The sequence below is a fragment of the Amycolatopsis roodepoortensis genome, from assembly GCF_014873915.1.
Lineage (GTDB): Bacteria > Actinomycetota > Actinomycetes > Mycobacteriales > Pseudonocardiaceae > Amycolatopsis > Amycolatopsis roodepoortensis.
On record NZ_JADBEJ010000005.1, the window covers coordinates 2993086 to 3017005 of the forward strand.

General features: G+C 69.0%; 26 protein-coding genes and 1 pseudogene. 11 read left to right on the forward strand and 16 right to left on the reverse strand.

The window, feature by feature from the left end; all coding sequences use genetic code 11:
• Position 1: 1 nt before the first annotated feature.
• On the reverse strand, positions 2-424 hold the full coding sequence (locus tag H4W30_RS33435; RefSeq protein WP_192746214.1) for a helix-turn-helix domain-containing protein: 423 nt from the start codon (positions 422-424) through the stop codon (positions 2-4).
• 156 nt (positions 425-580) lie between these two features.
• On the opposite strand from H4W30_RS33435, the gene H4W30_RS33440 reads away from it, so the two are divergent.
• The 6 genes from H4W30_RS33440 to H4W30_RS33465 all read left to right on the forward strand — a co-directional run bounded on the left by H4W30_RS33440 (position 581) and on the right by H4W30_RS33465 (position 4422).
• Complete coding sequence (locus H4W30_RS33440; protein ID WP_192746215.1) at positions 581-847, forward strand: hypothetical protein; 267 nt, start codon at positions 581-583, stop codon at positions 845-847.
• An 11-nt stretch (positions 848-858) separates the two neighbouring features.
• Positions 859-1140: a hypothetical protein gene (locus tag H4W30_RS33445; RefSeq protein WP_192746216.1), complete on the forward strand. Its 282-nt coding sequence runs from the start codon at positions 859-861 to the stop codon at positions 1138-1140.
• A gap of 105 nt (positions 1141-1245) precedes the next feature.
• Positions 1246-1686, forward strand: coding sequence for a hypothetical protein (locus tag H4W30_RS33450; RefSeq protein WP_192746217.1), 441 nt, complete (start codon positions 1246-1248; stop codon positions 1684-1686).
• A 268-nt stretch (positions 1687-1954) separates the two neighbouring features.
• Complete coding sequence (locus H4W30_RS33455; RefSeq protein WP_192746218.1) at positions 1955-2512, forward strand: M23 family metallopeptidase; 558 nt, start codon at positions 1955-1957, stop codon at positions 2510-2512.
• Between the two features lie 147 nt (positions 2513-2659).
• Positions 2660-3400: a hypothetical protein gene (locus H4W30_RS33460; protein WP_192746219.1), complete on the forward strand. Its 741-nt coding sequence runs from the start codon at positions 2660-2662 to the stop codon at positions 3398-3400.
• A 191-nt stretch (positions 3401-3591) separates the two neighbouring features.
• A complete protein-coding gene (locus H4W30_RS33465; protein ID WP_192746220.1) occupies positions 3592-4422 on the forward strand; it encodes a hypothetical protein in 831 nt (276 codons plus the stop codon).
• A gap of 233 nt (positions 4423-4655) precedes the next feature.
• On the opposite strand, the gene H4W30_RS33470 is transcribed toward H4W30_RS33465, so the two are convergent.
• Complete coding sequence (locus H4W30_RS33470; protein ID WP_192746221.1) at positions 4656-6008, reverse strand: flavin monoamine oxidase family protein; 1353 nt, start codon at positions 6006-6008, stop codon at positions 4656-4658.
• 112 nt (positions 6009-6120) lie between these two features.
• On the opposite strand from H4W30_RS33470, the gene H4W30_RS33475 reads away from it, so the two are divergent.
• Together H4W30_RS33475 and H4W30_RS33480 are read left to right on the forward strand one after the other, a co-directional pair.
• Entirely contained in the window at positions 6121-6747 is a 627-nt protein-coding gene (locus H4W30_RS33475) for a TetR/AcrR family transcriptional regulator (RefSeq protein WP_192746222.1), read from the forward strand.
• A gap of 48 nt (positions 6748-6795) precedes the next feature.
• On the forward strand, positions 6796-7782 hold the full coding sequence (locus H4W30_RS33480) for a glycosyltransferase (protein ID WP_192746223.1): 987 nt from the start codon (positions 6796-6798) through the stop codon (positions 7780-7782).
• 4 nt (positions 7783-7786) lie between these two features.
• Here the strand turns inward: H4W30_RS33480 and H4W30_RS33485 are convergent, their stop codons facing one another.
• The 3 genes from H4W30_RS33485 to H4W30_RS33495 form a co-directional block, all read right to left on the reverse strand.
• On the reverse strand, positions 7787-8197 hold the full coding sequence (locus tag H4W30_RS33485; RefSeq protein ID WP_192746224.1) for a hypothetical protein: 411 nt from the start codon (positions 8195-8197) through the stop codon (positions 7787-7789).
• 78 nt (positions 8198-8275) lie between these two features.
• Entirely contained in the window at positions 8276-9487 is a 1212-nt protein-coding gene (locus tag H4W30_RS33490; protein ID WP_192746225.1) for a peptidoglycan-binding protein, read from the reverse strand.
• 34 nt (positions 9488-9521) lie between these two features.
• A complete protein-coding gene (locus H4W30_RS33495; RefSeq protein WP_192746226.1) occupies positions 9522-9836 on the reverse strand; it encodes a hypothetical protein in 315 nt (104 codons plus the stop codon).
• A 303-nt stretch (positions 9837-10139) separates the two neighbouring features.
• On the opposite strand from H4W30_RS33495, the gene H4W30_RS33500 reads away from it, so the two are divergent.
• Positions 10140-11024 (forward strand): ADP-ribosylglycohydrolase family protein, encoded by an 885-nt coding sequence (locus H4W30_RS33500; protein WP_192746227.1) that lies wholly within the window; start codon positions 10140-10142, stop codon positions 11022-11024.
• Here the strand turns inward: H4W30_RS33500 and H4W30_RS33505 are convergent.
• Positions 11021-11668: a response regulator transcription factor gene (locus H4W30_RS33505; RefSeq protein ID WP_192746228.1), complete on the reverse strand. Its 648-nt coding sequence runs from the start codon at positions 11666-11668 to the stop codon at positions 11021-11023. The two genes, H4W30_RS33500 and H4W30_RS33505, sit on opposite strands and share 4 nt — an antisense overlap.
• A gap of 88 nt (positions 11669-11756) precedes the next feature.
• Between H4W30_RS33505 and H4W30_RS33510 the strand changes: the two genes are divergently transcribed.
• Positions 11757-12638 (forward strand): oxidoreductase, encoded by an 882-nt coding sequence (locus H4W30_RS33510; RefSeq protein WP_192746229.1) that lies wholly within the window; start codon positions 11757-11759, stop codon positions 12636-12638.
• A gap of 246 nt (positions 12639-12884) precedes the next feature.
• Here H4W30_RS33510 and H4W30_RS33515 read toward each other — a convergent pair whose 3' ends face one another.
• Positions 12885-13451, reverse strand: coding sequence for a hypothetical protein (locus H4W30_RS33515; RefSeq protein ID WP_225949953.1), 567 nt, complete (start codon positions 13449-13451; stop codon positions 12885-12887).
• Positions 13452-13539: 88 nt separating this feature from the next.
• Between H4W30_RS33515 and H4W30_RS44635 the strand changes: the two are divergent.
• Positions 13540-13677 (forward strand): annotated as a pseudogene (locus tag H4W30_RS44635) (winged helix-turn-helix transcriptional regulator); the annotation flags it as partial.
• A 363-nt stretch (positions 13678-14040) separates the two neighbouring features.
• Here H4W30_RS44635 and H4W30_RS33525 read toward each other — a convergent pair.
• The 9 genes from H4W30_RS33525 to H4W30_RS33565 form a co-directional block, all read right to left on the reverse strand.
• Positions 14041-15123, reverse strand: coding sequence for a 3-deoxy-7-phosphoheptulonate synthase (locus H4W30_RS33525; RefSeq protein WP_192746230.1), 1083 nt, complete (start codon positions 15121-15123; stop codon positions 14041-14043).
• A gap of 170 nt (positions 15124-15293) precedes the next feature.
• The gene (gene dpgD, locus H4W30_RS33530; protein WP_192746231.1) at positions 15294-16085 is read right to left on the reverse strand and encodes an enoyl-CoA-hydratase DpgD; all 792 of its coding nucleotides are present in this window, start codon (positions 16083-16085) and stop codon (positions 15294-15296) included.
• Complete coding sequence (gene dpgC / locus H4W30_RS33535) at positions 16082-17299, reverse strand: (3,5-dihydroxyphenyl)acetyl-CoA 1,2-dioxygenase DpgC (RefSeq protein ID WP_192746232.1); 1218 nt, start codon at positions 17297-17299, stop codon at positions 16082-16084. Before dpgC ends, dpgD begins: the two co-directional genes overlap by 4 nt.
• Positions 17296-17958: an enoyl-CoA-hydratase DpgB gene (gene dpgB, locus H4W30_RS33540; protein WP_192746233.1), complete on the reverse strand. Its 663-nt coding sequence runs from the start codon at positions 17956-17958 to the stop codon at positions 17296-17298. The genes dpgC and dpgB overlap by 4 nt, the downstream gene beginning before the upstream one ends.
• Positions 17952-19052, reverse strand: a complete 1101-nt coding sequence (dpgA, locus tag H4W30_RS33545) for a 3,5-dihydroxyphenylacetyl-CoA synthase DpgA (protein WP_192746234.1) — start codon at positions 19050-19052, stop codon at positions 17952-17954. The genes dpgB and dpgA overlap by 7 nt, the downstream gene beginning before the upstream one ends.
• 276 nt (positions 19053-19328) lie before the next feature.
• Entirely contained in the window at positions 19329-21020 is a 1692-nt protein-coding gene (locus H4W30_RS33550) for an ArnT family glycosyltransferase (RefSeq protein WP_192746235.1), read from the reverse strand.
• Positions 21021-21215: 195 nt separating this feature from the next.
• A complete protein-coding gene (locus tag H4W30_RS33555) occupies positions 21216-21833 on the reverse strand; it encodes a dTDP-4-dehydrorhamnose 3,5-epimerase family protein (protein WP_192746236.1) in 618 nt (205 codons plus the stop codon).
• Positions 21834-21848: 15 nt separating this feature from the next.
• Complete coding sequence (locus H4W30_RS33560) at positions 21849-22958, reverse strand: DegT/DnrJ/EryC1/StrS family aminotransferase (RefSeq protein WP_192746237.1); 1110 nt, start codon at positions 22956-22958, stop codon at positions 21849-21851.
• A complete protein-coding gene (locus H4W30_RS33565) occupies positions 22955-23920 on the reverse strand; it encodes an NAD-dependent epimerase/dehydratase family protein (protein ID WP_192746238.1) in 966 nt (321 codons plus the stop codon). The genes H4W30_RS33560 and H4W30_RS33565 overlap by 4 nt, the downstream gene beginning before the upstream one ends.

Genomic DNA, 23920 nt, shown 5'->3' on the forward strand with positions numbered 1-23920 from the left:
GCTACTCCCCCTGGTCACGCATGGCCTCGCGCCGTTTGATCGCCTCGACGATGTCGGACACGGTGCCGAGCCCCTCCTCGGACAGCGTCACCGCGCGCAACGCCAGGTTGCGCACCGCGGTGTTGCGCAACGCTCCCAGCAACTCGACCTCTTCGGCAAGGGCCCTTCCCTGTTCGTCGTCGAAGAAGTACGCGGGCGGCACCTGGAAGAACGCCGCGAGCGCTTCGAGGTGCCGTTTGGTCGGGTTGTCCCGGCGGCCGGTCCGCAGCTGCCACAGGTACGCGGCGGAGAACGACTCACCGGTGCTCTCCCGGCAGGCCCGCGCCACCTCCTCGTGGCTGTGCTGCTCGCCGTTGGGCCGCCGGACCACCTGAAAGAGGCGGTCGATCCGGTCGGTGAGCGTGGTCACCCGTGGTTCGGTCATCTTCACCTCCGTAAGCTGAAATGAATCTCGACAAGCTAGTCGTTCACATGAGTTGACATGGACTCCCGGGGTCCCTTACGGTCACCACGTTAGCTGAGATGAATGACTGAAGGGAGTCAGTCGATTCTGGCTGACGACCCAGAAGGGGGAGCTCCCATGAAGAAGTTGCTGACCGCGGTGGCACTGGCGGCCGCCGCGATGACCGTGTCGGCGACGCCGGCACTCGCCGTGGAGACCGCATACTTCTACGGCTCCGGCATCGGTCCGGGCCCGTCGGACGCCATCGGGTCGGCGGAAAAGGTCGCCCGGATGTACGCCCGGAACACGAACTGGCTGGACTCGCAGTGCTACGTCCGCGCGTCCGACGTCCGGTCGCACTTCTACTACTACAGCGCGATCGCCGAGCTCTACTGCCAGCGATGAAAGGGGAAAGCATGAACAGGACGATCGCCCGCGCGACGGGGGCCGCCGTGGCCCTCGCGGGACTCATGACACTCGCGCCGGGGGTGGCGAGCGCCGCGGAGACCCGGGCGTTCCTCGGGACCACCGTGGAGAAGACGTCGGCCTCGGCCAAGCGGACGGCGTTGCAGCAGGCCTACGACCACGCCTCCGTCTACGGGTACACGCCCGACCAGTGCGTGACCATCCACCTGTACTCGGTGAAGATCAGCTTCGTGATGTACCGGGGTGAAGCCGGGATCCACTGCACGAAGTAGGCGACGTCGCGAAAGCCACTTTCGGGACGTCAGATGTCCCGAAAGTGGCTTTCGCGACACCCGCGCCCCGGGCGTCGCCAGGAACCGGCAGGCTAGGTTGACCGGATGAGTCTTCTCGATGACGTGGCCGAGCGCGACGGCTGGCGCTGCTGGGTGTGCGACGAACCGGTCGACCCGGACATGTCGGTGAACGACCCGCGCGGGCCCAGTGTGGACAGCCGGACCGCCGACCGGAAGGCCAAGATCCCCGAGCGGCTCGCGCATCGCGGGTGCAACACCCGCAAGGGCGCGGTCAAGGTGGTCATCGCCTGGCCGGACCGCCTCCACGTGGCCGACCCCGCGCCGTTGATCACCGTCGCCGGACGGCTGGAGCGCAAGGGAGGCCGCGAATTGGTCGCCCGCTGCCCGACGGAGCGAGACGCCAAGGAAGCCGCGGAGTGGCTCGAAGACCGGTTCTCCCGCCTGGTTCCGGGATTGCCGGTGACCGCGGGCGTCGAGCGGGGCGGAGGGCAGTTCCTCGTCGTCCTGAACGCCGGGCGCCGGTGACGCGGCCGGCGGGCCGCGTCCGTCCTCAAAGGACAGCGGACGCATCGTCAGCCCAGCGAAGGTGACGTGTTGCGGCTTAGCGTCCTTTGTGGACCATCGACGCCGAGGTCCGGTCGCGCCGGCCGACGGGACACGTGCCCTCGATAACCCTTTCGCCGTCTCCGCGCAAGCCCTGAACGCACCATTGTCCGAGCCGTGGCCTGCCTGTTTAGTCAGGGGTGCCCTGCCGACGGGACAGGGCCTTGATCGCTCGGAAAGCGAGGACGCCATGGGCATCACCGGAAAGGCATCGCCGCGCAGGCTCGGCACGATCGCGGCCGCCGTACTGATGGCCGCCGGTCTCTCGATCACCGGCTCGGGCACGGCTTCGGCCGCGAACTACTACTACGAACTGCCATTCCCGGCGGGCGAGGCCTACACCGTCTCCCAGGGCCCTGAAGGAACCTTCTCCCACACCGGCCCTTACAACGAATACGCCTGGGATTTCGCTCTTCCCGCCAACTACGAGGTTTCCGCCGCACAGGGCGGCCAAATCCTCGTCTCGGACTGGTCGCCCTACTGGCAGAACGGCATCGAAGTGATCATCCGGCACTCCAACGGCACTTGCACGCACTACGCACACCTGAACCGGGCTCTCTACAACGCGGGCACCTGGGTTCCGCAGGGCCGGGTCGTCGGCTGGTCCGGCACCACCGGGGCGTCCACCGACTATCACCTGCACTACCAGGTCATCAACTGCTCCACCCGCGTCGGCATCTCCTCCACCCTCCAAGGCGGCGTCCCCCGGACCGGTTCCCGGCCCGTCAGCGTCAACACCAGGGCATAGCCGACCGCAATTCACCACGGACCTTGAGGCCATAACGGCGATTTCACCCGAAAGTGGGCAGGACGGCCGTAATTCCCCGCATTTCATCGGTATTTCATCGGCGCTCATTAGCGTTCGGCGGGCAAACCCGACAGTGGGGAGAAACCGATGAAAAGAACCGGAGCACGTCTGCTCGCGACCGCCGTCCTGTCCGTCGTCACCCTGGCGGGCGCCATCGCCGGTGCGGGCACGGCGCAGGCGGCGCCCGCACGGCCGGACGGCCCGTGCGGGCCCGTCATGTTCGTCGTACCGGGGTATCAGGACGGCGGAGCGCAGAAACTCCTGGACCGGGCGTTCGCGCCCGGCGGCGCCGACCCGGTGCGCATTCCGTATCCGAACGGCGCCGGGGACGTGAATCTGTACGCCGACGTCGACGCGGGTGTCGCCAATCTCCGGACGGCGCTCTACAACCTCTATGTCACCTATGGCTGCGACCTCGAAACGAAGGTCTACATCGTCGGTTTCAGCCTCGGCGCCCTCGTCGCGGGCACGGTGCTCGAAACCGAGCCGCCCGGACGGAACATCCAGGGCGTGCTGTTCGCGGACGGGCGGCGGCAGCCCGTCGAGTCGAACTGGCCGGGCGACCCCGGCGGGCTGATCGGGCATCTGCCCGTTCCCGGCCCCGGCGGTGCCGGTTTCCGGCCGGTGGATTCCTTCCGGTACCCGACGCTCAGCCTGTGCAACGGGCCGAGGGCGGCCGGCGGCGCGGACCTGATCTGCTTCGGCGGCACCAATTTGGACAGCTATTTCAGCTCGCACCCGTATTACAGCTTCGAGGTGAACAACGAGCTGAACATCCACGGTGAAGGCCCGTACCCGAACAACCTGCGCAACCGCGTCATCCCGTAACCGCCTTCGCGACCTCCCCGGCGGCCGATGCCGGGGAGGTTGCGCGGCGAACCGAGGTCGTGCCCTCGTGGACACGGCGGTCCGGACCTTCGGGCACCTCTGCGCCACACCGGCCTTTCGAAGCAACCCCATTCCGCTTCCGGCGTCTTCCGGACAAAGCTACGAACAACGGATGCGAGAGGGGCGCTGAAATGAAATTCACCGCGAAGAGGACGGTCAAAATCGCCATTGCGGGCGGGGCGTTCGCCGCCACCGCACTCCTTTCCGCGTGCGGCGGGAACAATGTCGCGGGAAATGGTTCTCCGGTGAAGAACGCGGCCGTCGAACAGGCGCAGGCGGGTGGCGGCCAGGGGGCGGCCGCCGGCGGCTCCGGCGCCGAGTCGACCAACGGCGATGTCAACTGCAGCAAGCACGGCGGCCAGGTCGGCGCCCCCGGGCGGCCGCGGATGGATCTGATCGCGGTGGCCGCGACCGACGGCACCACACCGGGCTGCACCGAGGCGTACAACGTGATCACCGAGTATTACGAGAAACTGCCGCAGGCCGAAGGCCCCGGCGAGCGGGTGCTCGACGTTCAGGGCAAATGGACCTGTGCCCGTCTGACGGAATCCGGGACCGAGGTGGTCTGCGGCGTGCCGAACAGCTCCCTGCAATTGGAGACCAGGCCTGCGGGCGGCGGAAAGGCACCCGCCGGACAGAACCGCGAATTCCCGGACACCACGCAGGACGTGCGGTTCACCGGATACGACGCCAATCTGCGGATGGTCCGCTTCCAGCTGATGGCCGACCAGTCCGGCGGCAAGACGTACCGGCTTCCGCTGCGGTCCGGCGCCGAGGTGTTCAGCGCGGCCACCCTGTGCCCCGGCGAATCGGTCACCATCGACGACGAGGGTTACGGCGACCTGCCGTGCGGCAAGGACCAGCTGATCCAGCAGTTGCGGGACGGCAACCCGGTGCTCGCGCGGATCAGCGTGAACGGCGAGGACCAGATCACCACGGTCAAGGAGATCTACCGCCCCTGACACCGGGACTTATCGAAGGGCTAGTCAGGCCTGGTGTCCACGGAACGCCCGATTCATACCTTTATGCGCGGGGTCGTGAGTGAAAAAGAGGGTTAGAACGATCATTGCCACTCACGACCCCCGGCGCGAAGCGCTCCAATCGGGCATTGGCGAGCTCTGGTCATGGTCAGCCCTACAGGCCGGCTTCCCGCTCGCGACACAACACGTTTGCCTTACCGCTCAATAGCCCGCGTTCACCTCTCCAGGCGAGCGAGCACTTCGGCCGCGGCGCGATGCCCGGAACGGACGGCGCCGTCCATGTAGCCATTCCATATGTCGGAGGTCTCCGCGCCCGCCCAATGGATTCGCCCGACCGGTTCGGCCAGCGCGGCGCCGTACTGGGTCCACCCGCCGGCGCCGAGGCGGCCGCCGTAACAGCCCCGGGTGTACTCCTCCTCCATCCAGTTCTGTTCGGCGTAATCGATCGGTTCCGCCGCTTCCGGCCCGAACTGGTTCACCAGCGTGGCCACCGCGGCCTCGCGGCGTTCCCGGGGCGACAGGCGGGCGGCTTCGCGGGCATGGGCACCCTCGAAGAATCCGACGAGTACGCCGCAGGAGCCGTCCGGCGGCGAGTTGTCCAGGGTGACGCACAGCGGGTCGTCCAGGTTGAACGCGAAGCCGTTGAGCCCGGCCTCACGCCAGAACGGCGCCGCGTAGGCCACCTGCACCTTGATCACGCTGCCCATCGGGATCTGCTGGGTCAGCCCGTCGCGCGCCGCCGGGAGCGGCGGTTCGTAGTGCAGCCGCCCCGCCAGCGTGGGCGGGATCGCCACGATCACCCGCTGGGCGGCGATCCGCCCGCCGTCGTGGCGCACCTCGACCCCGTCCGCGTGGTGGGCGATACCGCGAACCGGTGCGCCGAGCGTGACGACGTCGCCCAGTTGTTCGGCGAGCCGCTCGGAGATCAGGTGGGTACCGCCCACGACGCGCAGCTCCTGCGCGCCGCCGGTGGTGGCGACGAGGACGTCCAGCGACCCCGCGGATTTGACGTAGAACAGGAAGTGCAGCAACGACATCTCCGCCGGCTCCGCGGAGAACACCGCGGGGACGACGGCTCCCCAGAACGCGAGGGCCTCGGCGTCATCGGTGGCGGCGCGAAGCCATTCGTCCAGGGTCTTGCGGTCCAGCTCCGCGGCCGCGGGTGACGTCCACGGCGAGGCGAGCGACACGGTGTCCGCCAGCGCCTCGAGTTCGAACTTCATCCGGCCGACTTCGAGCACCGCCTGATCGGAGAGCCCGAAGGTCACGTCGGTGTAGGTGGTGCGCCTGCCGTTGTAGACCGTCACCGCCGCTCCGTCGTCGTAGGTCGGAAATGTCTCGAGGCCGAGCTCGGCGACCAGCTTCAGGACCTCGGTCTGCGTCCGGCCGATCCACTGGCCGCCCAGCTCGACCGGGACCCCGTTGACCAGCTCATGGCCGAGGTTGCGGCCCGCCACCCGGTCCCGCGCCTCCAGCACGGCGACCGTGCGGCCCGCACCGGTCAGCGCCCGAGCGGCCGTCAACCCCGCGAGGCCCGCTCCGATCACCACGACATCGACAGTGCGCACAGCAGACTCCCCAATTTGTCGGTCGGTTGTCCGACTCAAAGTAGGACACGGCTCCGTCCCGCCACAAGGCCGATATGCGAAACTCGGACACGATCGACGAAGGAGAAGCCGGATGGCCTACGTGAAGGCGGCGGAACGCGAGGGACAGATCGTCACCGCGGCGATCCGGGTGCTCAGCAGGATCGGCGTACCCGGGACCACGCTCCGCTTGGTGGCCGCCGAGGCGGGGATCTCACTGGGCACCCTGCACTACGTCTTCCCGAGCAAGGACCAGCTGTTGCGCGCGGTCATCGGCACGGTCGTCGACGACATCTCCGACGCGCTGCGCAGCGGCCTCGACCCGGACAGGGGCTTCGAGCACGCGCTCCGGACGGGCATCACGACGTTCTGGGACAAACTCGTCGAAGGCGACGTCGGGCTGCAGATCATGCAGTACGAGCTGTCCAACTACTCGTTGCGAAGCGACACGCCGGACCTCGCCCGATCCCAGTACGACGCCTACATCTCGCTCGTGACCAGGCTTTGCGAACAGGCCGCCATCGCCGCCGGCGAACGTTGCGCCGTCGGGTTCGACACGCTGGGACGACTGGCGCTGGCCTCGGTCGACGGCCTGATCCTCCAGTACGTGGCCAATCCGGACCCCGTGCGCGCCCACGGCGACCTCGAACGGGCGCTGGACATGATCGTGCTGCTGGCGGATCCGCAGCCCGTCGCGGCGCGCACCAGAGATCCGCGCTAACCTTCAGATGTTCTCACCATCTGTTTCGAACATCTGGAATGGAAGCGTATGCGGATCCTCTTCGCCAGCCTCGCGTCGGTCGGTCATACGTATCCGCTGATCCCGCTCGCGATCGCCGCCAGGGACGCCGGGCACGAGGTGCATTTCGCGGCCGGAGAGCACGTCCACCCGCCGCTGCTCAGGAACGGTCTCAGGCCCTTTCGCCCGGCGGACGCGTTCTATGAGATCTACGCCGAGGACATCGAAGCGGATCTGGCCCGGCTACGGCCCGACCTCGTCGTGCACGAATGGGGACAACCCGGGGTGGCCATCGCCGCGGAGCGCGCCGGGATCCCCGGTCTCTGGCACGGGTTCGGCCGCATGTTCCCCGACGGGATCGGGCTCGCACCGCCGACGAGGCCCGACCGGCCGCATCTCGACATCTGCCCACAGTCCTTGCAGGACAAGAACTTCCTCGCGACGGCCGAACGCGTCGCGCTGCGTCCCGTGCCCTATTCCGAACCGGCGACACCACCGTGGCGCGTCGAAAAGTCCGCTCGCCCGCTGATCTATCTGACGCTCGGCACCGCCTTCGGCACGCCGGAACTCCTCGGCACCGTGATCCGCGGGCTGGCTCCGCTCGGCGCGGACGTGGTGGTCGCCTCTGGCCGGGTCCGCCCGGAGGAACTCGGCGCCGTGCCCGACAACGTGACGGTGCGGGAGTGGATCCCGCAAGCCGAGCTGCTGCCGCACGCCGACGTGGTCGTGCACCACGGCGGCAGCGGCACGACACTCGGCGCACTGTCCGCCGGCGTCCCGCAGCTGGTCCTCCCGCAGGGGGCCGACCAGTTCGCCAACGCCGAAGCCCTGTGCGCGGCGGGCGCCGCGCTGAGTCTTCCCCCCGGCGAACCGAGCGCGGAAGCCGTCGCCGCACACGTCGGGAACCTGCTGGGGCGGAACGACCATCGCGACGCGGCCAGGTCGATCGCCGGGGAGATCGCCCTGATGCCCTCTCCCGGCGAGATCGCCCGCGCCCTCCCGGACTGGGTCTCGTAAACGGTCAGAACCCGAAGAGCTCCTGCGGCACCTCGTGCTCGTCCGGCCAGGTCAGCCAGGCGACGTCGGTCGGGCCGATGGCGCAGTTGGCCACCCGCCAGGACCGCGGGTCGTCGTCGACGCCCGTCTCGCTCCGCTTCTTGAGCAGGGCGACGTAGACGTCGGACATGACGCCGTCGGCCCGCTTGTTCTCGTAGATGGTGCCGGCGTAGTACGAACGACCGGGTTCCGTGCCGCGCATCGTCCCCTGCAGGAACACCCAGGGGCCGAGCCGGTCGAGCTGTTCCACGGCGACCTGGACCCGATCGCCGAATTCCTGGTCGAGCCGGGCGGTGGCGGCCGCGAGTACCGCTTCCCGGACCGGGTCGCCGGGGTTCAGCGACACCGGAACGGGTCGTGCGGACGGGGTGTACATCAAGCTACCTCCCACTGGCGGGCGGCGACGCGATCGAACGCGTCAGCCGGCCCGGTGCTGCTACGGCGTTCTGTCGGATCAGGTCGGCGGGGTGAGGATCTTCACGAGGCCGCCACCGCCGCCCATGCTGATCTTCTGCGAACCGTCGGGGTTGACGTTGTTCGAGCCGATGAACTGGCCATCGCCCGCGTACAGCACGACGTGCCCGCCGTTGTTCGAGATCACCACGTCGCCGGGTTTCGCTTCGGAGAGCGGCACCGACTTCCAGCCGTCCGCTTCGAGGTTGGCCGTCAGGCCCGCGACCGAGGCACTGGCCTGCCCCTTGTCGATCAGGCCCGCCGCCTCGAGACAGCCGGAGACGAAGTTCGCGCAGTTGACGTTGTTCGGGACCCACGACTGCATGGCGGGCAGCTCGCCGCTGCCCTTGAGGTCGCCGGCGTTGCGGCCGAGGAACTGCTCGGCGATCTTCGCCGGGTTGTCGCCACGGGCGTCGATCGGCTTCGCGGGCCTGCCGTCGCCCGGCACCCCGGCGGGGCCGCCACCGCCACCGCCGCCGCCTCCACCACCGCCGCCGTCTCCCCCGCCGTAGCTGGGTGTGCTGCTGAGGTTGGAGTTGACCGGCTTCGCGTTGACGCTCGACGCCGTGGTCTGGCCGTCGTCGGCGGGGATGAGCTCGATGAAACCGCCTTCGATCTCCAGGCCGAGCGGCTTGAGGAGATCGTCGATCTGTTTCTCGGCGTCGTCGAGCGCCTTCTCGATCTCGTCCTTCTTGCTGTTCGAGTCTTTTTCGTTGAGCTGCCGGAGCCGCTCGATGTCCGACGCGGCGGCGGCGATCTCGTTGTCGTCCTCGGAACTGTTCTTCCGGCGGCGAGCCGAGTCGATCAGCTTGCGGTTGTCCGCGTCCTTGTCGTTGGCTTCCTGGGCGAGCTGTGCGACCTTCTTCTTGACCTCGTCGAGGATCTCGGACACCCGCTGGAGGATGTTCTTGGCCGCCTCGGCCTTGTCGCTCACCTTGTAGCTGGCCTTGCCGAGCTTTTCGAGGTGGTCGGCGACGGCGTCGGCGTCCTTGCCCTCCCAGTGGCGCAGGACGTCGTCGCGGAAGACCTTGAGATCGTCTCCGAGGTCGTTGGCCCTGGTGGCGGCTCCGCCGACCTTCCTGGCCTGGTCGTTGACCGCGCCCGAGTTGAGCTTCTGCGTCTGCTGGGCGTGCTTGTCGATGGCGTCCAGCGACTTCGGGCGGTCGTGCGACGGGTCGTCGAGCGTGCTCGGATTCCGCTCCGCGGTGGTCATCGGTAAATCCCCCTGATTCCCGTCTTCAGTCCGATCAGTCCCGCTCGCGACCGTTGCCGCGGAGGGTGTCGACACCCGCGGCTTCGTCGTTCCGCATCCGCTGCGCGGCGTTGGCCAGCGCGTTCGACGCGGCGTCGACGAGCTTCGCGGCGGCCGCCAGTTCGGCGTTCACGCCGCGGTGGAAACCCTTCATCGTGGTCCCCGTGCTGGCCGCATTCTTCAGGTCGCCGAACGCGCCTCCGGGATCGCCGTCGCCGAGATCCTTGCCCGTGCCGCTGTAGCCGTCCTTGAGACCGCCGACCTTCTTGGCCAGTGCGGCGATCTGCTCTGGATCGAATCGGCGAGTCATTAATGATCCCTCCAGTCCGGCGCCTGCGCGCGTGCTTGCCTGACCCACGATGTCTACCCGCGCACCCTATGAGTTCACACCCACGTGTGCGCGCCGTTTCCCGAAACGCGTCGATGCCGTTCGTGTACACCGACGCATCCGGCGGCGCGTTGGTTCCCGGAAGATTTCACCGGCATCCTCGGCGCAGAGATCTTACCCTCTCGGCACCGACCGCCAGCAGCCGAAGCTCACCCGGTCGGGGGGCGGGTGAGTGCGCGGAAAACGCCTTTCCGGAACTGGGGACCTTTGCCAGGATGGGCCGCGATGACCATCGATCGGCGCACTCGCGCCTTGAACTCCCTGTCCGGCTTGGCCCTCGGCGACGCGCTGGGTTCCCAGTTCTTCGTCCCTGAAAATCGCGACCACTGGGCGCGGCGGCAGACACCGCCCGGCCCGTGGCAATGGACCGACGACGCCGAGATGGCGTGTTCCGTTTTCACGGTCCTGGACCGGGCAGGCCAGGTCGACCAGGACCTGCTGGCCACGAGTTTCGCGACGCGTCACGACTTCGACCGGGGCTACGGCCCGTCCATGAACCGTTTGCTGCGTCTCGTCCGCGAGGGCGGCTCGTGGCGTGAACTGGTCGCGGATCTGTTCGACGGGCAGGGTTCCTGGGGCAACGGCGCGGCGATGCGGGTCGCACCGCTCGGCGCCTGGTTCGGCGGCGATCCCGGCGAGGCCGCGCGCCAGGCCGCGCTTTCGGCCGAGGTGACCCACACCCATCCGGACGGGGTGGCCGGCGCGATCGCGGTCGCGGTCGCCGCCTCGCTGGCCGCCACCCCTGACCCGCCTGCCCCGAAGGACTTCCTCGACCAGGTGCTGCGGCGGGTGCCGCCGGGCCGCGTCCACGACGGTGTCCGAACCGCCGTCCGCCTCGCCGGCGAGCCCTCGGCCGCGACCGCCGCCCACGAGCTGGGCAACGGCAGCCACACCGGCGCCCACGACACGGTGCCGTTCGCCCTGTGGGCCGCGGCCCGGAACCTCGACGACTACGAGACGGCCTTCTGGACCACAGCGGGCGCCGGTGGCGACGTCGACACCACCTGCGCCATCGTCGGAGGCATCGTCGCGACCCGTGTCGGGACCGAGGGCCTTCCGCCGTCCTGGCGGGACGCGTGCGAACCGCTCCCCGATTGGGCGGGCGTCTAGACCAAGCCCAGCTCGCGCGCCCGGACGCCGGCCTGGAAGCGGGACTCGGCACCGAGTGCGGCCATCAGCTCGGCCACCCGGCGCCGGTAGGTCCGCACGCCGAGGCCGAGGCTCCGGGCGGCGGCTTCGTCCTTGACGCCGCTGCCGAGCAGGTCCAGCACCGCGGGCGCGAGCCGACGAATCTCGGACACCCGCGCGTCGAAGACGGCGAGCTCGGTCGCCGCCCGCCAGGTCGCCTCGAACAGCGACATCACGCCCTGGACGGTCTCGGGCTGGGTGATGACGCTGTAGCCGCGCTGCCCGGCGACGAGGTCCCCCGCCAGGATGACCAGCCTGCCGTCCATCACGATCGTCTCGTTGACGTCCTCGGTGGAAATACGGACCTGGGCTCCATGCCGGTCGCGGACCCTCGCGAGCTCCTGCGCGGCGCCCGGGTCGAGCAGCAGACCGGCCCGGTAGATCTTGCGGATCCGGACCTCGCCGGCCCGGCGCTCGGCGATCTCGCCAGCTCCGTGGGCGGCGACCCAGGTCGCGAGGTCGTTGGCCGCGCACGCCATGTCGGTCACGGTCGAGAACAGGTGCCCGACCCGGCGGAACAGCTCTTCCTCGCCGCGCACGACCGTGACCGCATCACTCGTCCGCATGACATCGATACTGCCTCAACCGCGCGACCCGGTGGCAGGTTGTTGCCGTTTTCTGACTACGGACGGCCTCGTCACGACGCTGGTGGTCATGACGAACTTTCACGAAACCTGGCGGCTCGGGGACCTCACCGTCAACCGGATCGGGCTCGGCGCGATGCGGCTGACCGGGATGCCGTGGGACGAGAAGCCCAAGAGCCGCGAAAGCGCGATCGCCGTCCTGCGCCGAGCGATCGAACTCGGCGTCGACCACATCGACACCGCTTCGTTCTACTTCACGCCCACGCGCTCGGCGAACGAACTGATCGCCACCGCGCTCCAGCCTTACCCCGAAGGCCTCGTGATCACCACGAAGGTCGGCGCGGGCCGCGACCGCGACGGCGAATTCTCCTTCGCGCGCCCGGATCAGCTCCGCGGCCAGGTGGAGGAGAACATCCGGCAGCTCGGCCTCGACCACCTCGACGTCGTCAATCTGCGCTGGGGCGCCGCGATGGGCAAGGAGCCCGGCTCGGTGGCGGAACATTTCGGCGCGCTGGCGGAACTGCGCGAGGCCGGCTTGATCCGCCATCTGGGTGTCTCCAACGTCGTGGCGGACCAGCTGACCGAGGCCCTGGCGATCGCTCCGGTGGTCTGCGTGCAGAACCGCTACGGCCTGGCCGACCGGGAGGACGACGCGCTGCTCGACCTGTGCGGCGAACACGGCATCGCGTTCGTGCCGTTCTTCGCCGTCACCACTTCGCTTCCCGGCGCCGCCGCGCCGGACGCCGTTCCGGGACAGGCCGAGGTCGCGAAGGTCGCCGCGGCACACGACGCGACCCCGGCGCAGATCCGGCTCGCCTGGACCCTGCACCGCGGCGCGCACGTGCTCGCCATCCCCGGGACCGGCGACCCCCGGCATCTGGAGGAGAACGTCGCGGCGGGCGGCATCCGGTTGAGCGAGGAGGAGCTGGCATTGCTCGACGGTGCCGGATAGCGGGTGGTCGGGAGTGGCGTTGGTTGGGGGTGTGTGGAAATAGGGACGTTGAGTGTCCCTATTTCCACACACCCTCTCCCGAATTGGTCGTGACAGGGACGGTCTCGCCGGACTGTGTGGATTTCGGGTCGTCCAACGCCCCAAAATCCACACAGTGAGGACACGGTCCGGTTTGCCTCCTCGCGAGACCTTGCGTATGGGCATGAATCGGTCGGCCGGTCCAGACCGTCCCCTTCGCCCAGGCCGTCAGCGGCGGATCCGGTGATCAACGGCGACCCAGTTCGTCTCCCAGGTCGTCCCGCCGTCGGCCGAGAACGCCTGCTCGAAACGCGCCTCGTCCGGGCCGTGCCGGAAGACGAGGAAGCGCACCTTGATCGGACGTCCGCCGAGCTGGTCGTCGCCGTGGAACTCACCGACACCGTCGCGGAACCCGCCGTGGACCGATGGAGTGAGCAGGCCGTCCCGCATGTTGACGAAGGTCAAGCTCCACCGCCCCGCCTGCGGTTCGTACAGCCGCAGGTTAAGCGCGTCGATGCGCCCGTCGGGACCCGAGACCTCGAATTCGAGGGCGTTCGCCCGCCGGTCCATGAGCGGGCGGACGGTGCTGGTGCCCGCGAACTGGAGCCACTGGTCCGCGGATTCCGAAAGCGGCTCGGCGAGCACCCGCACCGTGGAACGCCAGGTGCCGATCTCCCAGTCGAAAGCCCGCTGAGGATCGGTGCCCGAGGTCGACGCGGCGCCCGACGCCGCCGAGGCGATCAGCATCAGGGCCGAAAGGCCCACCGTCAGGATTCGTTTGTATGGCACGGTCATGGTCCGACTATCCGAGCGGAGGACGACCATGGACAAGAAGGCACCTGCGGGTAACCTTCCGCGTCCCAACCCGCTGCCCGGCTGTCCGATGGCCGCGGCGTTCGCCGCGATCGGCGGGAAATGGAAACTGACCCTGTTGTACTGGCTCGCTCACGGCGAGACTCATTTCGCCGGCCTCCGCCGCCGGGGTGCCCCCATCACCCCCAAGGTGCTGGCCGAGCAGTTGCGCGAACTCGAGGCCGACGGGCTCGTCGAACGCGTGGTGACCGGGCCGGTTCCGGCCCGGTCATCTACCGGCTCACTCCTTACGGGGTCACGGTCCTGCCGGTGGTCGAGGGCGTCCGGGTCTGGGGCGAGGCGCATCTCGAACGCACCCGGGGCGACGCCGCGCCGAACACCGCGATGGGCTGCGCCGAGTCGATCGGATAGCGCACACGCGTGATCAGACGGACGACACGCGTGACCAGACGGACGACACGCGTGATTGAACGGCGAACTCGCGTGATCAGACGCGCATCTCGCGTGCTTGGGGGCGTAACTCGCGTGCGTGGGGGCGTAACTCGCGTGCGTGGGGGCGTAACTCGCGTGATCAGAGCGCGCGCACGCCGGAGCGGCGGGCGGCGGTCGCCGTGGCGAGCGACTGGAGAACCTCCTGGGTGGCGGCGAGGTCGATGCAGGCGTCCGTGATGGACTGGCCGTAGGTGAGCGGGCGGTCGGGGTGGAGGTCCTGGCGGCCCGCCTTCAGGTTGGATTCGAGCATGACGCCGACGATGCCGCGCTGACCGTTCTTGATCTGTTCGGCGATCTGGCCGGCGACGACGGCCTGCCGCAGGTGGTCCTTGCGGCTGTTGTCGTGGCTGGCGTCGATCACCACCCGCCGCGGCAGTCCCGCGTTCTGCAGGGTGGTGAGCGCCGCGCGGACGGACGCCGGGTTGTGGTTGGGCGCGCTGTTGCCGCCGCGCAGCACGAGGTGACAGTCCGGATTGCCGACCGTGTGCAGGATCGCGGGCAGGCCGCTGGGATCGACGCCGGGGACGACGTGGCGCGCTTCGGCGGCGCGGATGGCGTCGACGGCGACAGTGACATCGCCGTCGCGGCGGTTCTTGAAACCGACCGGCATGGACAGCCCGCTGGCCAGCATGCGGTGGTTCTGGCTTTCCACCGTGCGGGCGCCGATCGCGCCCCACGAGACGGTGTCGGCGAGGTACGCCGGGATGGTGGTGTCCAGCCATTCGCACGCGGCGGGCAGGCCGCCCTCGGCGAGTTCGAGGAGCAGGTCCCTGGCGATGCGCAGGCCGCGGTTGACGTCGCCGGTGCCGTCGAGATGCGGGTCGTTGATGAGCCCCTTCCAGCCGCCGACCGTACGCGGCTTCTCGAAGTACACGCGCATGACGACCAGCAGATCGTCGGCGAACCGGCCGGCGAGGGCGGCGAGCCGGTCGGCGTATTCGAGTGCGGCCGCGGGATCGTGGATGGAACAGGGTCCGGCGATCACGAGCAACCGGTCGTCCGTGCCGTCGAGGACGCGCAGGACGTTTTCCCTGCCCTGGCGCACCGTGTCGGCCGCGTTGGCGCCGAGTGGCAGTTCGTGGTGCAGCAGGGCGGGCGTGACCAGTGGGACCATCCGGTCGATGCGCTGGTTGTCGAGTTCGACCGTGGCGAGCGTTGTCATCACAGATTCCAGGATTTCTGCCGGCACCGGGTGGAAGGAAAGCCGGGATTTCCGGCCCGGCCGGCGGTCTCGGGTGAACGAAGAAACAAACCCGGCGTTATTCGAGCGAGAAAGTCTCTACCCCGGAATGTTCCACCATTCGCCACACGGAACAACGGTCCAACCCGAATTCAGCGACCCGTCCAGACCGGATCCCGTTTCTCGGCGAAGGCACGGGGTCCTTCGCTCGCGTCCACACTGGTCCGTCGTCGTTCTTCCCACGGATACGAGGTTTTGAACGCTTCTTCGAGCGGGAGGTCGAGCGAGCGCAGCGCGGCCTCCTTGATCGCGCGGACCGAAAGCGGGGCGGCGCGCACCAGATCGTCCGTCCATTCGGCGACGCGCCGGTCCAATTCGGCGAACGGCACGACTTCGTTGACGAGTCCGTACTGGAGTGCCGTCGCCGCGTCCATTCTGCGCCCGGTCAGCAGATAGCCCATCGCCACCTTCAGCGGAAGCTGCCTCGGCAACCGGAACACCCCGCCCGCCCCGGCGATCAGGCCGAGGCGGACCTCCGGCAGCGCGAAGACCGCCTCGTCGGAGGCGACGACGATGTCGCACGCGAGCGCCAGTTCGAAACCGCCGCCCAGTGCGTAGCCGTGCACCCGGCCGACCACCGGTTTGGACAGGGTGAACCGGTCGGTCAGCCGCGGATGGCCCGGCTGACCGCTGCTGCCGAACGTCGACGCTTCGACGCCCTTCTCGGTCAGCCGCGCGCGTTCCTTGAGATCCTGTCCGACCGAGAACGCGCGATCCCCCGCGCCGGTCAGGACTGCCACCCGGACGTCGTCGTCGGCTTCGACGTCGTCCCAGATCCCGGCGAGTTCCGCGTGCATCCGCCGGTCCATCGCGTTCAGCACTTCGGGCCGGTCCATCGTCACGTACGCGACGTGGTCCTTCTTCTCGTACCGGACCCCGTTCATCGCGAGCCCACCGCGAAACCGTCCACCTTGCCGATCACGTCCGCGCCGTAGATGCGCAAAGCCTGCTGCAGCGCGAATTCCGCGATGTACCGGCGGAATTCCTCAGGTGGTTCCTCGGCCAGGTTCAGCATGCGCCGGTTGGCGACCACGGCTTCCCCGTCGAACCGGGCGAGCGCGCCGTCGATCGCCGCGTCCAGCTCCTCCGGCGCGACGACCTCGTCGACGATCGACCGCGCGTCCGGCTCGCCCGCCTGGAGCTTGCGGCCACCGAGGATCACCTGGCGGGCCACCCGTGGTCCGGCGATGCGGGAAAGCCGGAAGTTCGAGACCCCGGGGATGATCCCCTCCTTCGCCGCAGGAAGGCTGAGGTACGCGTCGGACGCCGCCAGCACGTGGTCGAAGACCAGCAGCAACTGGGTTCCGCCGCCGATGGCGAAGGAATCGACGGCCGCCATCCACGGCTTGTCGGTGAACCTGGAGTGCCAAGAATCGTCCGTCAGCAGACCGCGGAAGATCTTCTGGATGTAGCCCGTTTCCCGCCGCAGCAGGAAATCCACGAGCGGGATCTCGCCCGCGCTGAGCTTCTTCAGGTTGATCCCCGCACAGAACACGCGGCGCCCCAGGTAGCGGGGGTGGCTCATCACCCCGCCCCGCACCAGTCCCATCCGGACGGACGGATCGAGCAGCGTCAGATCGACCGCCGTCTCCATGTCGTCGACTTGCTGAGCGTCCTCGGCGTTCAGGCAGTCGTCGCGGCACAGGGTCAGATGCGCGACGCCGTTGCGGCGTTCCAGCCGGACGGCCTCCATCTCCACCACACCGGTCTCGAGGAATTCGGGCAGCAGCCGCTGTGCCCTGGCGGAGGGCCGGAGCATGGCGTCGAGCAGATGCGGACCGGCCTTCGGCGCGCGCAGGATCCCGCGCAGGAAGATGCCCTGGTCGATCTCGCGACCTTCCTTCTCCGCCTGCGGACGCGACCGCTCGGCCGCCATCTGCTGCTCCGAGGGCACCAGACCGGGGAAGGCGAGCGCGGCGGCGCGGACGAGTTCGTCGAGGCGCAGGTACCGCGTCCGGCCGTCGGTCAGTTCGGCGTAGATCTCTTCGGCGTGCGCCTCGACGAAGGCCGTGCGCGCCGCCCGGATCTCGTCGTCGACCCGGTGGGACTCGCCCGCCAGGGCCCGGAGATCGAGCCCTGGCGCGCTGTCCGTCGTCACGATTTGGCTTCCCGCCGCAGGGCCCGGTCGGCCGCGGCCAGGTGGGAGCCGAGCGCCTCCTCGAAGGCGGTGGAGCCCGCTTCGAAGATCAGCTGACGCCGGATCGCCGCCTCGGCACCGTCCAGTACACCGTCCAAAGAGGACAGGGTCGCGGCCGGGTCGTCGGACACCTCGTCGATCAGGTCGAGGGCGAGAGCGCGGTCGGTCCCGATCGGGGTGCCGAGCAGTACGGCCCGCCGGATGCCCGCCGCGCCGGCCTGTTTGGTGAGCCGGTACAGGCTCATGCCGGGCCAGGTGCCGCCACCCGCCCAGGCGAGCCGCAGGGTGGTGCCCGGCTCGGCGATCCGGATGTCGGCGGCGAGCAGGAGATCCAGTGCCATCCCGGCGCATTCGCCCGACGCCGCCACGGCCGTGAGCCTGCCGAGGCGTTCGAACCGGCGCACGGCACGCTCCCATTTGGACACCAGGCCGACCGCGAGTCCCTTCGCCCAGCCGTCCGGCGGGGTACCCGTGACGTGGATGGTCACCGGCCCCGGCTCACGCTGGTCCTCGGCACGATCACAGAGCGCGGCGATCTCCTCGACGGCCGCCGCGGACAGCGGACGGGAGCCGTCGAAACGCAGCACCAGGTCGCCGTTGTTCTCATTACGCGTCACCATTGAATAAGCGCCATTTCGATTGTGGAGCCAGGCCCCATGGTCATGAGCACGCCGTAGTCCCCCGGGCGGGCGACGTCTTCGTCGGCGAGCCGCTCGTAGGAGAAGAGGAAGGAGCCGCTGGAAAGGTTCCCGTAGTCGCGGAGCACCCCGGTGGTGTGGCGGACGTCGTACCGGCTCAGGCCGAGGTTGACGACGACCGCGTCGATCACCTTCTTCCCGCCGGAATGCACCAGCCAGTGGCCGATGTCGCTGCGGCGCAGACCCGTCCCGGACAGGAGCCGGTCGATGACGATTTCGGCGTGCGCCCCGACCACGTAGGGAATCTGCGGGTCGAGGAAGAAACTGAACCGGTCCTGGTCACGGTCCCAGTCGTAGCGCATCGCGTCGACCGCGTCGGTGATGATGTAGCTGGCGAATTTCAGGACGCGCGGACCCGGCACGCGCCCGTCCCCGGAAACGAGCGCGAGCGCCGCGGATCCGTCGCCGAAAAGACTGTTGACCACCGCGGTCCGCATCGTGCCGTCCAGGGCGTAGGCGGCGGAGCACGCCTCGCTGCACAGGACGACGCCGAGTTCGCCAGGGTGCGCCGCGGACCAGCCCGCGACCACGTTGAGCGCGTTGAGACCGGCGTTGCAGCCCATACCCACGATGTCCGACCGGCTGCAGTGCGGGTCGATGCCCAGCTCGCGGATGATCAGCGCGCTGAGGCCGGGGGTGAGGAATCCGGTCGAGGTGACACAGCACAGGTGACGCAGATCCGAAAGCGTCGCTCCCGCCGACTTCAGGCAGGCTTCGAGCGCGCGGCAGCCCATTTCGACGGCGATCTTCTTGTGTTTGTCGAGCAGGTCGCCCTGCGGTTCGGCCGCGCGGGCGCCGCCGCGCTCTTCCGGCGGCAGGGTGAGGAAACGCCGTTCGATGGCGCTGTTCAGGAAGACCGAGCGGATCTTCGGGTCTTCGATGCCGAGGATTTCGAGCAGTTCGGCCTGCGAGTAGGACGCCGAGGAGACCGCGGTCCCCACGCCGGCGAACCGGGTGATCTCGGTGAGTCCGGTGAGGACGGAAAGGTCTTCGGCCGGTTCGATGATGGTAGTCATCGGTACATCCACCCCCATGTTCTGAGCTTGCTCCGAAGCAGCTGCTTGACCTGCGCAGCGGGCATTGGTCTCACCTTTCGCGGATCTCAGTGGACAATTCCGAAATTAGGCTTCGGTGATCTCGATGGTCAACGCGTCCAAGGCTTTTTCGCACCGGAAACCGTTAGCGGCTCACGATTCGGGACATGTCGCGAAAGCCACTTTCGGGACATCAGGCGTCCCGAAAGTGGCTTTCGCGACACTCGGGGCGACTGTCTCAAGTGGACCGACAGCGCGTCACGGGCGGCGGTAGATCGTCATGGAGTGACCCACCCGCTCCACCGGCGTGCTCCCGGCGATCAACGCCTCCAGATCCCCGGTGGCGCCGCCTCCGCCGGTGCCGCCACCGCCCATCGGGTCGGAGAAAGCCCCCAGGACCGCGGAATCCGACACGGCGAGCACCCCGTGCACCTGGTCCGCGGGCACCGTGAGCGGGTCGGCGGCGTCGATGCCGTAGTGGGACGGCAGACCACTCCCCTGATAGACGAGCCAGGTGCGTTCACCCGCGTAGCCCTTCTTCAGGCGGTCCGCCAGGCGGCCCAGGTCCTGTCCCCAGTCGACGTTCGAATCCAGCAGGTACCGGTGGGTGTTCTCCGGCCCGCCGAACGCCTCGTTGGAGTACGGGAGGTAGTACGGGAACGTCATCAGCGAACTAACCGCGGCGAAGGCCACGACGGTCACCGCGGCCACCTTCACCCACCGTTTCCGGACGACGAGCACCGCGGCCGCCGCGACGGCGAGGAACATCGGCGCGAAGGCCAGGTACCGCACGCCGTTGTCGCGGACGATGACCATGGCCGTGGCCATCAGCAGGGCGGTCGGGAGGAGCACGTACGGCGCGGCCGGGCGCAACCGCCGCACCGACAGCAGCACGGCGGCGCCCGCCAGCCAGATCGCCATCGCGCCCAGCGGCGTCTTCACCAGCAGCGCGGCAGGCCCGTAGTACCAGAGCGATCCCGTGTAGTGCCTGCCGAACAGGAAGTTGTGCCACACGTGGTCTTCGAGTTCGAACTGGAACCGCATCCCATCCTTCAACGGCTGAGGGAACGGCAGCCAGTCGACGAGGGTGCGCATTCCGTGGAGCGGCTGCATTCCCGACGGCGTCTCCCAGTGCAGCCGCGGATCCACGACGAGGTAGGAGGCCCACACGACGGCGATCGCGATCAGCGCCATCCCGGCGGCCGCCAGCACACCCCGCCCGATCAGCAGCGCCGGGGACTTCAGGTCGAGACCGCGGGCGCGGCGGGCGTGCCAGACGGACAGCACGGCAAGCGGGATCAGCACCGGGACCGCCACCAGGGAAAGCACTTTCGTGGCCGTGGCCGCGCCGAGCGCGAGCCCGGCGAGCGGGAGGTAGAGACCGGGGCGGCGCCGGGCTCGCCACACAAGCCAGACCGACGTCAGCAGGAACCCGGCCACCGGCACGTCGAGCGTCGCCAGCGAGCCGTGCGCGATGACGTCGGGCGAGAAGGTGAACAGAGTGAGCGCCAGCAGCCCGCCGGCGCGGCCGGCCAGATCGGCCGCGAACGCGAAGACGACCAGCCCGAACAGCAACGTCAGCAGGATCACGGGCAGCCGCGCGAACAGCATCAGCCGTTCCGGATCGTTGCCCGCCTCGTAGACGACGTGCTTGCCGAGTTCCCACTCGTGGCCGTTGAAGCCGGGAGCGACCTTCGGATCGGTGAGGGCCACCCCGGTCGCGATGACGAGCTTGCCCAGCGGTGGATGTTCGGGGTTGTACCGCAGGCTGTGCTCTTCGAGGTAGACCACCGCGGTGCCGACGTAGACCGGCTCGTCGATGGTCGGGGACTGTTCCACGGCGGTCGTGATCATCGCGATCGCCATCTGCGTGAGCAGGGCGATCACGGCGCCCGCGAGCAACCATCGCTGGTGCCGCCGCACCCAGGCGATCCACTTCGAAGTGTCCATTGACGGCTGAAGGCCATCGGTCGTCAAGTTCGGCGTCCTTCCCCCGGCGGGCCGGTCGCCCGGCCCGCCCTGGATAACGATTACCCGGCCGGGCGCCCGCGCCTTCGAGGGCCATCACGGTCGGCGCCGCCGTTCGGGCGGCGCCGAGTCGGGTCCGTGATGGCCCTCGTCGGCCGGGCGTGGATAAAGAGAAAGTCAGACGGAGAGCGGAAGAACGGACAGCCGCCGTTCGATCTCCAGGCTGGCGTTGTAGTCGGGGAGCATCCCCTGCTCCTCCGCCTCGGAGAGGGTGAGGGCCGCCGTGTCCCGTTCGGACAGGATCGGCACGACGTCGGTGTCGATCGGCAGGCCCAGCGCGGGGTCCAGCGGCGAGAGGGCGAGCTCGTTCTCCGCCACGTAGGGCGAGGAGATCATGTACGACATGACGGTGTCGTCTTCGAGCGCCACGAAGGCGTGGCCGACCCCGACCGGGAAGTACATCGTCCGGAAGTTCTCCTGGTCCATCAGGACCGCGTCCCATTTGCCGAACGTCGGCGAGCCGACCCTGATGTCGACCACGATGTCCAGGGCCTTGCCGCGGGGGCAGTAGACGTACTTCGCGGTGCCCGGCGGGGTCACGGTGTAGTGGATACCCCGCACCACACCGCGTTTCGACCGGCTGTGGTTCGTCTGCGCCACCGGGAAGAGCGGGCCGCCGTGGGCCTCGATGAACGCCTCCTCCTGGTACGGCGACACGAACAGGCCCCGGTCGTCGGGGAAGACGCGCGGGGTGAACTCGAGCGCGCCTTCGACGGCGAGTTTGCGTGCTTGCACGGTTTGCTCCTGTGGTCAGAGGGTGGACAGCACTTCGCGGACCGCGTGGACGACCTTGTCCTGCAGGTCGGGCGAGAGCGCGGGGTACATCGGCAGCGAGAAGATCTCGCCCGCCAGCTTCTCGGTGACCGGGAGCGAACCCTTCTCGTAGCCGAGGTGGGCGAACCCGGTCATGGTGTGCACCGGCCACGGGTAGCTGATGTTCAGGTGGATGTCGTAGGCCTTGAGGCGTTCGAGGATCTCGTCGCGGCGCGGGTGCCGCACGACGTACACGTAGTACACGTGCTCGTTGCCGGGGACGGTCTTCGGCAGCTTCAGGTCGGTGTCGCCGAGGGCGTCGACATAGCGCTGGGCGACCGCCCGGCGTCCTGCCGTGTAGGCGTCGAGCCGCCTGAGCTTGCGCCGCAGGATCTCGGCCTGGACCTCGTCCAACCGGCTGTTGTGGGCAGGCGTCTCGACCGTGTAGTAGCGCTCCTCCATGCCGTAGTAGCGCAGCCGGCGCAGTTTCGCGGCCACGTTCTCGTCGGAGGTGATGGCCGCGCCGCCGTCGCCGTACGCGCCGAGCACCTTGGTGGGATAGAAGGAGAACGCGGCCGCGTCGCCGGTCGTGCCCGCGATCGTGCCGTTCTGCCGGGCGCCGTGCGCCTGGGCACAATCCTCCAAAATGGACAGTCCGTGCTTCGCGGCGAGCGCCTTGAGCGGCGCCATGTCCACGCACTGGCCGTACAGGTGCACGGGCAGCAGGCATTTGGTGCGTTCGGTGATCGCGGCTTCGACCTGGCCGGTGTCCATCAGGAAGTCGTCCTCGCGGACGTCGACGAAGACCGGGGTGGCGCCGGTACCGTCGATGGCGACGACGGTCGGGGCGGCGGTGTTCGACACCGTGATGACCTCGTCGCCGGGGCCGACACCGAGCGCCTGGAGGCCGAGCTTGATCGCGTTCGTCCCGTTGTCGAGACCGACACAGTGGCCGACGCCGTGGTACGCGGCGAATTCCGATTCGAAGCCGCGCAGGCTCGCGCCGAGCACGAGCTGCCCCGAGTTGAACACCGTTTCGACCGCGTCGAGCAGATCGGCCCGTTCGGTCTCGTATTCGGCGAGGTAGTCCCATACGCGCGTGGTCATGTGCGAGCCTTTCCGTGAACTGGGGTGGTCAGCGCGGCGACGGTGCGACGCACTCCTTCGGGCAGTGAGATCTCCGGGCGCCAGCCGGTGACCGCCCGGAACGGCGTGGAATCGATGGTGACGCTGCGAAGATCCGTCGAGGGCGCGTGCGACGGAGGCTCGACACAGACGACGTCCACCGGATCGCGCCCGGTGTGCCCGGCCATTTCCTTCGCCACCAGCCGGAAGACGTCGGCCAGCTGGTCTCCCCGGCCGGCGCCGAGCAGCCAGTGGCCGCCGACCAGCGCGTCCGGGGCGGCCAGCGCGGCGGTGAACGCGGCCGCGATGTCCTCGATGTGGACCAGGTCGCGGCGCACGGTGCCGTCACCCCAGATGGTGAGGTCGTGCCCGTCGAGCGCGCGGCGCGCCATGGCGGACACGACGCCGCGGTCGGAGTTCGCGCCCTCGGTCAGGGTCTCGCCGAACACCGTGGGCAGCCGCAGGCTGATCCCGCGCACGCGGCCGTCGGCCGTGGCCTTCTTGAGGACCTGCTCCGCCGCCAGTTTCTGCTGGTCGTACGGGGTGCCCGGCTCGTCGGGCTCGCTGCCGTCGATCGGCTCCCGGGGCGGCACCCCGACCTGCGACGCGGCACCGCCGTAGACCACCAGCGGATTCCCGCTCACGACGTCGACGAGATCGCGCATCACGCCCAGGTTCACGCGTTCGGCTTCTTCGGTCTCGGCGACCCGCCAGCCGCCGTCGGCGAGGAGCAGGTACACGATCGCGTCCGAGCCCGCGACCGCTTCGGCCAGCGCGGCGCGGTCGGTCAGGTCGGCGGCGACGACGGTCGTTTCGGCCTGGCCGTCCGGCGGTGTGAGCTTCCTGCGCGACACCGCTCGCAACCGGATCGGTTGCCGCGCCAGCGCGCGGGTGACGGCCGAGCCGACGAAACCCGACGCCCCGAGGACGGTGATCTGCTTCAT

What these genes read in the sequence shown, in the direction of transcription:
- H4W30_RS33435 (WP_192746214.1), bottom strand. Translation starts at nt 424, where the DNA reads ATGACCGAACCACGGGTGACCACGCTCACCGACCGGATCGACCGCCTC.
- H4W30_RS33440 (WP_192746215.1), top strand. Translation starts at nt 581, where the DNA reads ATGAAGAAGTTGCTGACCGCGGTGGCACTGGCGGCCGCCGCGATGACC.
- H4W30_RS33445 (WP_192746216.1), top strand. Translation starts at nt 859, where the DNA reads ATGAACAGGACGATCGCCCGCGCGACGGGGGCCGCCGTGGCCCTCGCG.
- H4W30_RS33450 (WP_192746217.1), top strand. Translation starts at nt 1,246, where the DNA reads ATGAGTCTTCTCGATGACGTGGCCGAGCGCGACGGCTGGCGCTGCTGG.
- H4W30_RS33455 (WP_192746218.1), top strand. Translation starts at nt 1,955, where the DNA reads ATGGGCATCACCGGAAAGGCATCGCCGCGCAGGCTCGGCACGATCGCG.
- H4W30_RS33460 (WP_192746219.1), top strand. Translation starts at nt 2,660, where the DNA reads ATGAAAAGAACCGGAGCACGTCTGCTCGCGACCGCCGTCCTGTCCGTC.
- H4W30_RS33465 (WP_192746220.1), top strand. Translation starts at nt 3,592, where the DNA reads ATGAAATTCACCGCGAAGAGGACGGTCAAAATCGCCATTGCGGGCGGG.
- H4W30_RS33475 (WP_192746222.1), top strand. Translation starts at nt 6,121, where the DNA reads ATGGCCTACGTGAAGGCGGCGGAACGCGAGGGACAGATCGTCACCGCG.
- H4W30_RS33480 (WP_192746223.1), top strand. Translation starts at nt 6,796, where the DNA reads ATGCGGATCCTCTTCGCCAGCCTCGCGTCGGTCGGTCATACGTATCCG.
- H4W30_RS33485 (WP_192746224.1), bottom strand. Translation starts at nt 8,197, where the DNA reads ATGTACACCCCGTCCGCACGACCCGTTCCGGTGTCGCTGAACCCCGGC.
- H4W30_RS33490 (WP_192746225.1), bottom strand. Translation starts at nt 9,487, where the DNA reads ATGACCACCGCGGAGCGGAATCCGAGCACGCTCGACGACCCGTCGCAC.
- H4W30_RS33495 (WP_192746226.1), bottom strand. Translation starts at nt 9,836, where the DNA reads ATGACTCGCCGATTCGATCCAGAGCAGATCGCCGCACTGGCCAAGAAG.
- H4W30_RS33500 (WP_192746227.1), top strand. Translation starts at nt 10,140, where the DNA reads ATGACCATCGATCGGCGCACTCGCGCCTTGAACTCCCTGTCCGGCTTG.
- H4W30_RS33505 (WP_192746228.1), bottom strand. Translation starts at nt 11,668, where the DNA reads ATGCGGACGAGTGATGCGGTCACGGTCGTGCGCGGCGAGGAAGAGCTG.
- H4W30_RS33510 (WP_192746229.1), top strand. Translation starts at nt 11,757, where the DNA reads ATGACGAACTTTCACGAAACCTGGCGGCTCGGGGACCTCACCGTCAAC.
- H4W30_RS33515 (WP_225949953.1), bottom strand. Translation starts at nt 13,451, where the DNA reads ATGACCGTGCCATACAAACGAATCCTGACGGTGGGCCTTTCGGCCCTG.
- H4W30_RS33525 (WP_192746230.1), bottom strand. Translation starts at nt 15,123, where the DNA reads ATGACAACGCTCGCCACGGTCGAACTCGACAACCAGCGCATCGACCGG.
- dpgD (WP_192746231.1), bottom strand. Translation starts at nt 16,085, where the DNA reads ATGAACGGGGTCCGGTACGAGAAGAAGGACCACGTCGCGTACGTGACG.
- dpgB (WP_192746233.1), bottom strand. Translation starts at nt 17,958, where the DNA reads ATGGTGACGCGTAATGAGAACAACGGCGACCTGGTGCTGCGTTTCGAC.
- dpgA (WP_192746234.1), bottom strand. Translation starts at nt 19,052, where the DNA reads ATGACTACCATCATCGAACCGGCCGAAGACCTTTCCGTCCTCACCGGA.
- H4W30_RS33550 (WP_192746235.1), bottom strand. Translation starts at nt 21,020, where the DNA reads ATGGACACTTCGAAGTGGATCGCCTGGGTGCGGCGGCACCAGCGATGG.
- H4W30_RS33560 (WP_192746237.1), bottom strand. Translation starts at nt 22,958, where the DNA reads ATGACCACGCGCGTATGGGACTACCTCGCCGAATACGAGACCGAACGG.
- H4W30_RS33565 (WP_192746238.1), bottom strand. Translation starts at nt 23,920, where the DNA reads ATGAAGCAGATCACCGTCCTCGGGGCGTCGGGTTTCGTCGGCTCGGCC.